General features: G+C 41.9%; 11 protein-coding genes. 2 read left to right on the top strand and 9 right to left on the bottom strand.

The features are described 5' to 3' along the window. Positions 1-57: 57 nt before the first annotated feature. The 7 genes from AR328_RS04005 to sda all read right to left on the bottom strand — a co-directional run bounded on the left by AR328_RS04005 (position 58) and on the right by sda (position 9,284). Complete coding sequence (locus AR328_RS04005; RefSeq protein ID WP_066290352.1) at positions 58-357, bottom strand: EscU/YscU/HrcU family type III secretion system export apparatus switch protein; 300 nt, start codon at positions 355-357, stop codon at positions 58-60. After that, positions 354-4,421 (bottom strand): hypothetical protein, encoded by a 4,068-nt coding sequence (locus tag AR328_RS04000; protein ID WP_066290350.1) that lies wholly within the window; start codon positions 4,419-4,421, stop codon positions 354-356. Before AR328_RS04000 ends, AR328_RS04005 begins: the two co-directional genes overlap by 4 nt. A 457-nt stretch (positions 4,422-4,878) precedes the next feature. Further along, entirely contained in the window at positions 4,879-5,304 is a 426-nt protein-coding gene (locus tag AR328_RS03995) for a TIGR03826 family flagellar region protein (protein ID WP_066290342.1), read from the bottom strand. 92 nt (positions 5,305-5,396) lie between these two features. Continuing rightward, complete coding sequence (locus AR328_RS03990; RefSeq protein ID WP_066290340.1) at positions 5,397-6,101, bottom strand: ComF family protein; 705 nt, start codon at positions 6,099-6,101, stop codon at positions 5,397-5,399. Next, a complete protein-coding gene (locus tag AR328_RS03985) occupies positions 6,091-7,587 on the bottom strand; it encodes a DEAD/DEAH box helicase (RefSeq protein WP_066290337.1) in 1,497 nt (498 codons plus the stop codon). Before AR328_RS03985 ends, AR328_RS03990 begins: the two co-directional genes overlap by 11 nt. 64 nt (positions 7,588-7,651) lie before the next feature. After that, on the bottom strand, positions 7,652-8,491 hold the full coding sequence (locus tag AR328_RS03980) for a DegV family protein (RefSeq protein ID WP_066291880.1): 840 nt from the start codon (positions 8,489-8,491) through the stop codon (positions 7,652-7,654). A 622-nt stretch (positions 8,492-9,113) separates the two neighbouring features. Next, a complete protein-coding gene (gene sda / locus AR328_RS22085) occupies positions 9,114-9,284 on the bottom strand; it encodes a sporulation histidine kinase inhibitor Sda (protein WP_082677119.1) in 171 nt (56 codons plus the stop codon). Between the two features lie 246 nt (positions 9,285-9,530). Here sda and AR328_RS03975 point away from each other — a divergent pair, with 246 nt between their 5' ends. Next, positions 9,531-9,764, top strand: coding sequence for a hypothetical protein (locus AR328_RS03975; protein ID WP_066290336.1), 234 nt, complete (start codon positions 9,531-9,533; stop codon positions 9,762-9,764). Positions 9,765-9,820: 56 nt separating this feature from the next. Here the strand turns inward: AR328_RS03975 and AR328_RS03970 are convergent, their stop codons facing one another. Together AR328_RS03970 and AR328_RS03965 are read right to left on the bottom strand one after the other, a co-directional pair. Further along, complete coding sequence (locus AR328_RS03970; protein WP_066290334.1) at positions 9,821-10,507, bottom strand: response regulator; 687 nt, start codon at positions 10,505-10,507, stop codon at positions 9,821-9,823. Between the two features lie 186 nt (positions 10,508-10,693). Next, a complete protein-coding gene (locus AR328_RS03965) occupies positions 10,694-11,836 on the bottom strand; it encodes a sensor histidine kinase (RefSeq protein WP_066290331.1) in 1,143 nt (380 codons plus the stop codon). 593 nt (positions 11,837-12,429) lie between these two features. Here AR328_RS03965 and AR328_RS03960 point away from each other — a divergent pair. Continuing rightward, the gene (locus AR328_RS03960; RefSeq protein ID WP_066290328.1) at positions 12,430-13,068 is read left to right on the top strand and encodes a YigZ family protein; all 639 of its coding nucleotides are present in this window, start codon (positions 12,430-12,432) and stop codon (positions 13,066-13,068) included. The last annotated feature ends 99 nt before the right edge of the window (positions 13,069-13,167 follow it).

Here is a 13,167-nt window from a genome sequence, read left to right as displayed (position 1 = left end):
TACTGTGCACCTCCAAATTGGTTGTCTGTCTCTTTTATCGACAATTTTCTCAAGTGTTTAATAGTTTTTTTCCATTTCCTCAATTAGCACTAAAATTTCCGCCATGACGGCATAAAGCTGGGGGGGAATATTATCCCCCAGGTCCATGTCCAGCAGGTTGGCTACTAGTGAAGAATCCTCTTGCATATGAATATTATTCTTTTGGGCTAGTTCGATAATTTGTTGGGCAACCTGTCCTTTTCCATGGGCGACAATGACAGGGGCCTTCCCGTTTTCTTCATCGTACTTAATAACAGCGGCGGAAGGACCGTTGATTTCTTTGCGTTTCTTTTGGTTGTAAAAGTTTGAAACTCTCATATTTTGAAGTCCATTCCCTTCTCGGTAAAGACTGGTCTTGTTGGTTTAGCTTGGGCATTTGGTTCGTTTTGAGAAATAGATTCTGTTTGGATAGGGGTCATTCTTGTAAAACTTAGGCTGCTGACGTTATATCCTACCTCTTGAAGCTTATCTTTTGTAAAAGCTGCCAATGGCTCCATTTTCTCTTTAAAACCTGGCAGATCATTTTTGATTGTAATGGATAAATTTTTATCCGTTGAATTTAATAGAATGCCAACGTCTCCGAGTTTTTTCGTTTCGAGTAAAAAGTATAAATTACAATTCTGCCAATCTACTTGCTGACCTTCATTTTTCGAGTTGACAAATACTTGCAGGTTTTCTGGTTTGCCGCCTAACAGAAGCGGAAGATTAAAGAACATGCTTTGCAAGGTACCTGTTGCGTCCGATTTACTTAGTAGCTGCTGGCCAGTCAGATTTGTTAAGGCTTGTTCAGCATGTTGGGTAATTTTTGTATTGGTTTCTTCTCCTTGTGCTAGCTTCATCAGAACTGCTTTTAAGTTTTGCTGCTGTTGCTGGTTTTCTTGAGATTGATCGCCTTTTTGGAATACTAAGGACTGTGCGACATCACTGTCATGATTCAATCCAAGAGAACGGACCATTTCAAACATTTGTCTTGGTGATGCTTCCTGGCCAGCATATCCGCGAGTTGTTTCCCCAAATTGGGCCAGCATTTGTTGTCCAGGTGTACGATTTTCAAGAGCCATACTCTCTTTATTGATAAAGTGCATGATTTTTTGTTCTGACGGTTTAAAAATAAGTTTGTCGACTAAATTTTTTACGTCGTGAACAATTTTCCCAGCTTGAGCATGATCTCCTTTTGCTAATAACTTTTTCGCTTCGGCTAGCTGAGAGCTTGCCTGCATGAGCTGTTTTTCCGTTTTCATGTCTGTAAAAAGCATCATTTCACTTTTTAAAATTGCATTATCAAGCTTACTGATGGCCGTTTCCAGCATTTGCTTTGCCTGTGGATAGGCGTTATTTTTGAACGTTTCAACCAAACGATGGACGTTATCAAGGCTTCTGGATATTTCCCGCTTTAGCTCACGAAAATCATGAGTGGCCTGGGCTAGTTTCTGAGAAACCTTGGTTACTAGAATATCTTTTGATTGAACTTGCATGGATTGCAGCTGTTCATTCAGGTCGTACTGGGCTAGCTTTTGATCCGGAGTTACCTTTGGCTCTGCTTTGGCCAGCTCTTGCTCGATTTCTGATAGTTCTGATGTAATTTGTTGTCGGGCTGCTATTTCTCTTCCTCGATCTAGCAGTTGATTGGCATTATTAATTGCTTTTTCAGCTCGTTCAATTGTTTTTACATCAATACTTGGATTACTAGTGATTTCTTTTCGTACCTGCTCAAGTGCATGTTCTAGGTTTGGTTCTTTTTGCAGTTGTTTTAATGCTTGGTTAATAGTATCGGAAGGACGAACTTCTTGAGATTTTGCTAGTTCTGTCATGTCAGCATTTTTTAAATTGTTCATTGGCTGTGTAATCTTAGTAGCTGACTGTTCCTTTTGATTCATTTCTGAACCATTGTCCGTACCTTTTGTTTGCGTCTCCTGTTTTAAAGCGGCCTCCACTTGTTGAAGCATTTTAACAAGGCGCTCACGACCGGCCTGATCCAGTTGGTTGGCTTGTTTGGCTAATCGCTCTATATCTTTTGAAATTTGAGGATCTATATTTTTGTTGTTTGTAATGAGATCCTGAACTTTTTGTAAAACTTTATTCGTGTCAGACTCTGTTTTGATCTGTTCACGGACTTGTTGAATGGAGTCTTTTACATTTGGTTCTTGTTTAATCGGCTGAGTTTCAGTTTGCTTTGAATTTGGTTCGATTTTCGTTTCACTATTTAGCTGGTTTTGTGATTGTTGTGCCGGTTGGCGGATTTCTATTTGTTTTAATTCAACTTCCGCTTTGGCCAAGGCTTGTTGAAGACGATCTCGACCGACTGATTCTTTGCCTATTTGTTGAAGCTGGCTGGCTTCTTTTAGAGCTTGTTCTACTTTTTGAGAAACCTCACGATCCATTTTTGGATGGTTGACGACTTGGTCGCGGACTTTTTCTATTGCCCGCTGCAGGTTTGGTTCTCTTTGAATTTCTGTTTTTACTTCCTTCAAAATATCACTTGGGCGCTGTTCTGCTGTGCTTCGTTCTGGTTGTGATACTTGAGTCGGCTGACGGGTTTCCAGTTGTTTTAATTCAACTTCTGCTTTGGCTAAAGCCTGTTGGAGACGCTCTCGGCCTACTGATTCCCTACCGATTTGTTGTAGCTGGCTCGCTTCTTTTAAAGCTTGTTCTACCTTTTGAGCAACTTCACGATCCATTTTAGGATGGTTTACGACTTGATCCCGGACTTTTTCTATAGCCTGTTGAAGGTTTGGATTCCTTTGAACCTCTGCTTTTACTTCCTTCACGATTTCACTTGGCTGCTGTGCAGTGGTGCTTCGATCTGTTTGTGGTACCTGAGTCGGCTGAGCAGGTTGACGGGACTCTATCTGCTTTAGTTCTACTTCAGCTTTTGTTAGGGCTTGCTGGAGGCGGTCTCTACCTACTGACTCTCTCCCTGCTTGCTGAAGCTGAGCCACTTCTTTTAAAGCTTGCTCCACTTTTTGAACAACTTCACGATCTACCTTTGGATGATTGACAATCAGGTCGCGCACTTTTTCAATCGCTTGTTGAAGGTTTGGGTTTCTTTGAACTTCCGCTTTTACTTCCCTAACGACCTCACTTGGACGAATATCAAGATTTACAGCCTTTCCATTTACTTTTTCAACCGATTCCCCAATTTCAGCTAGTACTCTGCTCAAGACTTCTCTTCCGGTAGTCATCCTCCCCTGTTTTGCCAGGGCTGACGCTTCATTAACAGCCTGATTTGCTTTATCTGTTAACTCTTTAGGGAAGCGAGGATTTTCTGCAATTAGTTCTTTTACTTGATGAATGAACCGAGGGAGGTTTGGGCTTTTTGAAACCTCGTTTTGCAAATCTTTTACTGCGCTGGCTAAATGCGCTTCCTTCGTAGGAAGAGTGTCCGTACTTTTCTGTTGAATCGCTGCCTTTACGGATTGCTGCTCACTTTTCAGCAGTTGCTCTTCTGCACCTTTTAATGCATGAAGCAGGCGATCCTTCCCAATTGATTGGAGTTTCTCGGCCTCAGACACCGCTTTTTCAACCTTTTGGGCTAGGTCACGGTCGATATTTGGATTTTTTATGATGACTTCTTTAATCTGCTGAATGGCCTTCTTTAAATTGGGCTCCTGCTCCACCATTTCTCGGCTTTTCCGGACAAGCTCGCTTAGTTGATTGGATTGTGCTGGAGGTTTGGATTGTATAGGTTCAGCCTGTTGTACTGGAGTCGGCTTGGCTGTTTCAACGGGATTCGTTGGTATATTTGTTTTTTGAATATTCTGTTGCGGTATCTTCGGATCTTTATTTTCAAGTTTAAACTCCGGGTCAATTTCTTTTGCAATATCCGTCAGCACCTCATTTAATGGCTTGCCGTGCAAAGCCTCATGTACAGCACGGAGCTGCGGCTGTGTCGGTTCAAGTCTTTTATTGGCAAGTGCCTTAACAGTTTCAATTTTTGTTTCTGCCGTTCCTGTTGCTTTATCCATGAAGTTTTTTAAATCTTGAACGGTTTCCTTGGATAGTGGAGAACCCTTGTCTAATAAAATTTGAACAGCTTGCTTTAAGCCGGTGCTTTCTTTTCCGGATAGTCCTAAGCTTTTTAGAACGTTCTCTTCATTGATCACCCGAGCGTTTGAAGCTGATTTGGCGCTTTCCGTATCTATCGTTTTCACATGAATCATTTGCTCATTTTTTTCATTAACTTGGATCGTTACCCGATTTCCCGAGGCTGGAACACCATCTTCAAAACGGGCAAGCTGTTCCTTGCCTCTTATTTGTAAAATGGCTTCGTTATCGGAAACTCTCTCTTTAATCGTGGCCCGATAGACTGCCCCTTCCTTTATCTCTGCTGGACTCTCCATAAGGGCTGAAGGATTAAGTGATGGCTGGTTGTTGATTTGCATATGTTCCACTCCCGTACACTGCGTTCTGCATTTAATATCGGTTTAATCTAGATAATATTAAATAATGTGCAGCTGGATTTTATTGGGTGTGAGCTTCCTTTTTACTTCTTCGGTAAATGAACTCCCTTTGCTTTTACCGTTTAGGCTTCCTTTTTTACCTTTTTGGGAAATGAACTCCTTTTGCTTTTACCGTTGAGGTTCCTTTTTTACTTTTTCGGGAAATGTACTCCCTTTGCTTTTACCGTCAAGGCTCCCTTTTTACCTTTTCGGGAAATGAACTCCCTTTGCTTTTACCGTCAAAGCTCCCTTTTTTACCTTTTCGGGAAATATACTTCCTTTGCTTTTACCGTTTAGGCCCCTTTTTTTGCTACTTGGGAAATGGACTGCCTTTGCATTTAGGGAATCGGCTTTTTTTCCAACAAAAAAAGGATATCCCTAAAGATATCCTCTGCTCCAATTACTTCCGAAACTTCTCATTCCCCGCAAAGTAAGTCGCATGCTTCTCTCTTCGTTCTATTTCCTTCCGGCGTTCTTCTTCCGATGCATGTACTTGCAAATCCTTCCTTAGCTCTTCTGTACATTTATCACAAATTTTCCCTGTTCGAATAATTGCCCCGCATTTGTCACAAGGGTATCCTAGATTCGGAAATTGGGTTAGCTGAAGTCGGCCGGCTTTGATAAATTTCAAAATCAATTCTTCTTCGACTTCTGTTGCTTCAACGACTTGTCTCATCGTTGCGGCGCGGTTTTCGCGTTTGCGCATGAATTTGTAGACGGTTTCGTAGGCTTTTTCTTCTTCTTTCCAGCATTTATCGCACACATCGCGGAATTTATTTTTTACAAAAATACTGTCGCATTTTGGGCAATTCATAAGCTCTGCCATTCTTTCTCCCCCTCATGTTGAACATGTCTCTTTATTTCCTCCATTATAGCCAAAGTTCTCCATTTAAGAAATGACGGATTCACGAATTTTCGCTAGCCGCGGGCAAAAGTGAGGGAGCTTACTGAGTCGGCGCCCGCTTCCTTTAAACATTTGGCAGCATGCCGAAGAGTGGAACCCGTAGTATAAATATCGTCAATCAGGAGAATGTTTTGATTCGGAATGGGTTCTTTTATTCGAAAAACTTGCTCTAGATGGATTCGTTCCGAGCGGGATTTTTTCGATTGTTTTTCGGTGTGGATTCGGGTAAAAAGATCGCTTGGCTCAAAGCCACAAGCCCGAATGAATGCCTCTGACTGGTTAAAGCCGCGTTCATAAAGGCGCTCGGCACTTAACGGAATCGGGACAATCTTGTCAAAGGGGATTGCAGCAAGCTTTTTTTTCATAAAAGAAGCAAAGACATGCCCGAGGACATAGTCGCCTCGGTATTTAAATTGGGCCATGACCTCTTTGGCAAAATCATTGTACATCACGATGGAGTAGTTTTTTTCCAAGGTCTCTGCCCAATGCGGATCCTCCTCCCAGCGAACACAATCCAGACATTGGTCGTGAAGCTTAAATTGCGGTTCTATTTGCTCTAATGGACGATCACAAGTCCGGCATGTCTCGCCTACAATGATGGAAAACTTTTCGCGGCAAGACCAGCAAACTGTCACTTCCTCCTCTTTGGAAAATAAAGCGGTCCAGCCGATTTGAGGGATTATTTCTGCAAAACATACAAGACAATAATTAATAATCAATCAATCCTTTCTTTTCCGCTTCATCATTCATATTTTGGATTTGTTTTTTCGCGCGGATCATGGCTTCTGTTTTTCCATAATGAAAAAATACAATATCACCGCCGGGAGCAAGCGAGCTTCTTCCAACACGGCCAGCTATTTGCACTAAAGCGCTTTCGGTAAAAATCCGGTCTTCTGCACCCAAGACAGCGACATCAATATTAGGGAAAGTGACTCCCCTTTCTAAAATAGTCGTCGTGAGCAGAAGCGGGATTTCCTTATTTCTCATTGCCTGAACCTTTTCTTTACGCTGAGGGTCCTCGGCATGGACCGCTTCAATTTTGGGATGAAGTTTCCTTACGAGAGGAAGAATTTTTCCCATCTTATCGATTTTAGGAACAAATAATAGACATTGCTTGTTGGAATCCAGCCGGTTTTTGATCCATTGGATGACATTAGGCGGGAGCTGCTCTTTTTTGAGTCGCTTTTCCCAATTGCCGCACCATTGAAAACGAGGTACCGGGAGAGGGTGGCGGTGAAAACGTGCGGGAATGGTGACAAAATCTCGTTTTCCTTGGCGGCAATCTCTTTGCCATTTTTCATTAGGAGTGGCGGTTAGGTAAATCATCGAGGATGTCGGTTTGCGCGATTGGCGAACAGCATACTGGAGCGATTCTTCGACTGAATAGGGAAAGGCATCAACTTCATCAAGGATGACGGTATCGAAGGCATTGTGGAAACGAAAAAGCTGGTGGGTAGTGGCGATGGTGAGCGGCGCATTGAGGTGTCGGTCCTCGCTGCCGCCGTAAAGGGAGGCGACAGTGATAGTCGGAAATACTTTTTTCAGACGTGGAGTAAGCTCAAGGACCACGTCGGTTCTGGGGGTTGCGAGGCATACTCTTTTTTCAGCGGTGAGTGCCGCGTTTATTCCTTCGAAAAGCACTTCTGTTTTCCCCGCTCCGCAGACAGCCCAGACGAGCAGCTCTTTGTCGTTTTTAACGGCTTCGACAACCCGCTTGGATGCAAATTGCTGTCCGTCGGATAATGTGCCATCCCAGGAAAGCGGCGGGTCTGTACATTTTAACTTGGGCACTGGACCTGTCCAGCTGATCAGGGGCGTGCAGGTGCTCACTCTTCCCATCATGATGCATTTTCGGCAATAGAGACACTCTTCCCCGCATCTTGCACATGGAAACGAGGTGAAAAATTGTTTGTCCTTGTTGCCGCAGCGCTGACAGAAGCTTTTGCGCCCTTCTTTTAAAATTCCCTTTCGATACATGAGATACCCGTTTTCATAGTGTTTCTGGATTACTTGAATGTGTTCATTTAGGTCATCCAGCAAAAGCTGCTTTCCGGATAATTGCTGCTGGAGTTCTTGTGAGAATGGGTAGGCTGGATTTAATTCTTGGTGAGGAATGCTTTCTATGGAGGAGATTTGATGAGTTTTTGCAGGGGACGTTAGAAGTTTGTCTGGAATAATCTTGCTTTCAATTAGGGCAAATCGCATTGGGGACACCTCTTTTATATAAAGTTATAAGGACCCTCTCCAAGATAGAAAGGGTCTTTCATATCTATTTCTTCACCCACCCAAGCCCCATCGATCCTTCGCCAAGATGGGTGCCAATGACTGGGCCAAAGTAGCTGACCATGAATTCCACATTTGGGAACTGGCCTTCTAGCTCGTTCTTCCATTCAAGAGCTTCTTCTTCCCGATTGGCATGAATAATAACGGCGCGGTAAGGTTCGCCGGATTTCACATCTTCTTCCAGTAGGTCGACAACTCGCTTTAATGCTTTTTTACGGGTGCGAATTTTTTCGAATGGGACGATTTTCTTGTCTGTAAAATGGAGAAGTGGTTTGACTTGGAGCAGGCTGCCAATGAGTGCCTGTGCGCTGGAAAGCCGGCCGCCGCGCTGCAGATGCGAGAGATCGTCCACCATGAAATAAGCGCGGATGGATTTCTTCATTTCTTCCAAACGAGCGATGATTTCTTGAGGGGCTTTGCCTGCTGCTGCCATTTCCGCTGCCTCCAAGACGTAGAAGCCTTGTACCATGCAGCTAATTTCTGAATCGAATGGATAAACCTCAATTCCCTCTGCCATTTCGCCTGCAGAAACGGCTCCTTGGAACGTGCCGCTAATCCCGCTCGAAAGATGAATGGTGATGACCGCATCATAGTCCTTTGCCAATTGGTTGAAAAGCTCTACAAATTGACCAACGGAAGGCTGGGATGTTGTTGGAAGCTCTTTTTCCCTAACCTCTTGATAGAATTCCGAAGCGGTAATTTCGACCTCCTCCTGATAGCTTTCATTTTCGAAGATGACACTGAGAGGAATCATATGTATTTGTAGGGAATCTCGCAATTCCTTCGGGATATAGGCTGTACTATCCGTGACAACGGCCGTTTTCATCATTTCGTAACCATCCTTATTTTCTACTGTTATCTAGAATTCATTTTAGCGGAAATCAGGTGGGATTGCATTAAATAAGGGTAAAAGGGCCTATAAGTATATTTCATAGTGAGCGTTTCAACTTAGGCCAGAATTTTCAAGCACCATGAGCCCGTCATAGTGAGCGTTTTCAGCTTGGGACACACTTTTCGTGCACTATGAACCCTTCATAGTGAGCATTTTCAACTTGAATCACTATTTCCGAGCACTATGAACTCGTCATAGTGAGCATTTTCAACTTGGAACATCCTTTTCAAGCACTATGAACCCGTCATAGTGGGCATTTTCAACTTGGAGCACCTTTTTCGAGCACTATGAACCATTCATAGTGAGCGTTTTCAACTTGAAGCAACCTTTTCAAGCACTATAAACCCGTCAAAGTGAGCGTTTTCAGCTTGGGACACACTTTTCGAGCACTATGAACCCTTCATAGTGAGCATTTTCAACTTGGAGCACCTTTTTCGGGCACTATGAACCCGTCATAGTGAGCATTTTCAACTTGGAGCACCCTTTTCGAGCACTATGAACCCGTCATAGTGAGCATTTTCAACTGGGAGCACACTTTTCGAGCACTATGAACCTGTCAAAAAATAACTCGCATATCTGCATCCTCCTTATCACCTTTTACCTCTAAGCCTCTCTTTTCTAATTCTGCCGATAATATTTCGATAAAGAAAGGGTCAAGGTTTTGATCTATTGCTTTCTCGTATGTATTAATTAGAACGGTATCTGTCAAACAAGCTAAACTTTCCATAAGTCATTCCTCCTATAACCATATACCTATTTTGTATAAATTACCGAATTTTGTAAATAGCAATATGAAAAATGTCATTATTTTAACAAACTTGATACAATTTGGCGACTTTTATCAATTATGTTAAAGTGAACTAATATGCAGGTCTCATTAAAATATCCTTAATCATAAAAAAATGCCCTCGATTTCTTCAAGGGAAATAAGGATGAAAATTATCAACACTTGTTCGGGGGAATGTAAAATAAAATGCTACAGAATTATAAGTTCAATCAATTAAAAAGTGAGCTGGGCCGGCACAAGTCCATCAAAGTGCCGAATATGAATTATTCTATTAGTGGGGATGAATTAGCAGACTGGGTACTTGAGGTTTCTTCTCCACAGGAGTTAGATGAAATCATTCTAATGATTCAATATGCACGCAAAAGAGGTTCCAAAATTATGTCACTTCTCCAAACGATCGCTGCCGCGTTATTAAAATAAAAAACACGTCATAGCTCTATAAAGCCATCACGTGTTTTTAAAATGAGTAGTGCCAATTAACGCACTTCCACCCAGCCATTTTTAATCGCTACAACCACTGCTTGAGTACGGTCGTTAACATTCATCTTTTGAAGAATATTACTTACGTGGTTTTTAACCGTTTTTTCGCTGATGAAGATCGCTTCGCCGATGCCTCGGTTGCTTTTTCCGTCAGCAAGCAGCTGAAGGACTTCGCATTCGCGGCGAGTCAGCAAGTGAAGCGGGCGGCGAATTTCTACTCTTTGTGTGTAGCCCCCACCCTTTCCAGACTCCTCAAGAGCCAGACGGCGATATTCATTCACCAAGTTATGAGTAACTTTTGGATGCAGGTAGGATCCGCCGTCTGCGACAACCTTAACAGCCTCGATTAAGGCATCCGCATCCATTTCCTTCAATAAATATCCACTGGCGCCAGTTTTTAGCGCATGTGACACATAGTTTTCATCATCGTGAATAGATAGAATGATGACTTTTGATTCTGGATATTTCTCAATTAACTGTCTCGTTGCTTCTACGCCGTTCGTTGTAGGCATATTAATATCCATGATCACAACGTCTGGCTGATGTGTTTCTACAAGTGCTAACGCTTCACTTCCGTCATCACCTTCTGCAACAACCGAGAATGATTTTTCAAAATCTAGTATTCTTTTTACACCTTCTCTAAACAATTGGTGGTCATCGATTATGACAATCTTTGTAGTCAATTGTGTTCCCTCCCAAATAAATCCCAATTTGTCTCATTCTATTTTTTTCCTCTTATCATTCTACAATTACTATTTAAATACCTGCGAATTGATTCTGATACGAACGCTTTTTTGTTTGCAAAGTAAGAGAACCAATTCTGCTGGTAGAAGATCTGCATTTTTATCGCTTTACAATGTATGTAGCAGCTACATATTTAATGGAACCTGTATAATGACAATGGTCCCTTTTCCAACGACTGAATCGATGGCTAGCTGTCCTTCCAGCAGCTCGACTCTTTCTCTCATGCCCATAATCCCAAAGGAATTGTTCTTCTTTTCTTGAATATCGAAGCCTTTTCCATCATCTCTAATGACGACAGTTACCTTCGATTTATCAATTTCCAGTCTCACTGTGATTCGATTGGCTTCTGCATGCTTTAAAGCATTTTGCACGGATTCCTGAATGAGGCGAAAAAGTGCTACTTCGTATTTACCAGGAAGGCGCTTTTCTTCTTTTATATTTGAAAAATCTATTCGAATCGACTTATGATATTCTTCGATGGTTGCTAAGTATTTTTTGAGGGTTGGGACTAAGCCTAAGTCGTCAAGGGCCATCGGGCGCAAATCATAAATAATCCTTCGAACCTCATAGAGAGCGCTTCGGACCATTTTCTTAAGATCGCGAATTTCCCCAATTGCTGCAGGACCGCCTTGTTCCTTATATACTCGTTCAATCAAATCGGAACGCATCATCACATTCGCCATCATCTGTGCGGGGCCATCGTGTATTTCACGGGACAGCCGCTTCCGCTCTTCTTCCTGCGCTTCGATAATTTTCAAGCCAAATTCCTGTTTCAGCTTGGCGTTTTCCAGCATTTCTCCAACCTGTTTCAAATCGCTCATTAAATAATTCATAACCACTGAAATTTGCGATATCAAATGCTCGGCACGTTCAATGGTTTCATTTAAGCCCAAGAGCCTTCTTTCAATATCATCCCGTCTGTCCCGGAGCTGCTTTTCGAGCTGCTGATTCATGGAATAATCCATTTGCAGGCGGTGCGCCTTTTCATAGGCATCCCGAACCTCAGCTTCAGTATAGTCCTTAAAGTGCTTGCTCACCTCGGAAAGCTTCTTTCTGGCAAAACGAGTCTGAGCCTCAAGCTTGTCCCCTTCGTCAATGGAATTTCTGACAAGCTCCTTCACTTCTTTAAGTTCATCGGATAATGATAAATGCTCCTTGCGGCATTGCTCACCAATTTGAAACACTTCGTCCTTGCTTGAACCAACTGCTTCAACCATTTGCTCTAAAATCAAATCAAGTGTTTTCGTATCAAATTTCTTATTACTCATAAGATTTTCCTCCAATGATTAGACGCCAGAAACTTCGCATAAGTTTCACTATCGCCTAACTCAATTTGGCGGGCTGGCAAAGGCAAATTGCTTCTCTACTTGAAATTTTTAGCCTTGCAGCGATCGGAAGAGTACTAACCGCATGTTTACAATGAATATTATTACTAGGTACCTTCTTTTAAGCCCATTACCTATATCCATTATATTAGTTTTATTTAACAAGAGATACTATCATTCCGCCCATTAAATTATACTAAATCATGAAAAAATCGGTAAAAAGACTCATACTTGAGTTTTTCCTCTATGTCTTATATCCTAGTATAATGACTATAGGTGTGACTAAATCCTAAAGTACTTTCCTGTTAAGCGGCCGACAAGCTCCACTAATCCAATTTTTCACTATTAGGATAGTGTTATTATACCATGGGACAAATATTGCTATATTAAGATTTCATTACAAAACAAGATATATTTTTCAACTTTATTATATTTTAGAATAGCACGTAACTTTTACCATTATGATTGATGTAATAATGGTGTCGAATTATAATGTAGAAAGGCGATTCAATGTTTGAAAAGAAAGGAGCGGTTATATGCTGCCCCGTTACTATACAGTGAAAGAATACGGTGAAAACGAAATTGTCATCCAAAAATCACGATTTATTGCTTATGTGACTAGAGCGGAGACGGAAGCAGAAGCCCAGGACTTTATTCAGCAAATTAAGAAGAAGCACTGGGATGCCACACATAACTGCTCAGCCTATATGATTGGAGAAAATGATCAAATTCAAAAGGCAAACGATGATGGAGAGCCGAGCGGCACAGCCGGAGTTCCCATTCTTGAAGTACTGAAGAAAAAACATCTTAAAGATACAGCTGTTGTGATTACCCGTTATTTCGGCGGAATTAAGCTCGGTGCCGGCGGCCTGATCCGCGCCTATGGAAAAGCCACCTCTGAAGGCATCGATTCAACCGGTATAGTCGAACGGAAATTAATGAGGGTCATGCACACAAAAGTCGATTACACCTGGCTTGGCAAGCTTGAAAATGAACTCCGCTCGTCCGTTTATTCGATTAAAGAGATCCATTACCTTGATAATGTCGAGTTTGAAACTTATGTCGAAGAGGAGCAAACGGAGAACTTCATTAACTGGATGGTTGAGCTTACGAATGGACAAGGTATTATTTCGAAAGGTGACAAGGTGTATTTGGAGGAAGAAGTGGGAAAATAATTATATTTACGATTGCCTATTATTTATGTAAAATTAACTATTGTTTCAATCCCATTTCCTAATTCAAAAAAGTGACTATATTATTTTAAAAAAAGTAGG

Origin of the sequence: Bacillus sp. FJAT-29937 (assembly GCF_001509555.1) — a bacterium.
Taxonomy (GTDB): Bacteria; Bacillota; Bacilli; order Bacillales; family Cytobacillaceae; genus Cytobacillus.
Note: the sequence above shows the minus strand (reverse complement) of the source record. Positions and strands in the feature narration are given on the sequence as shown.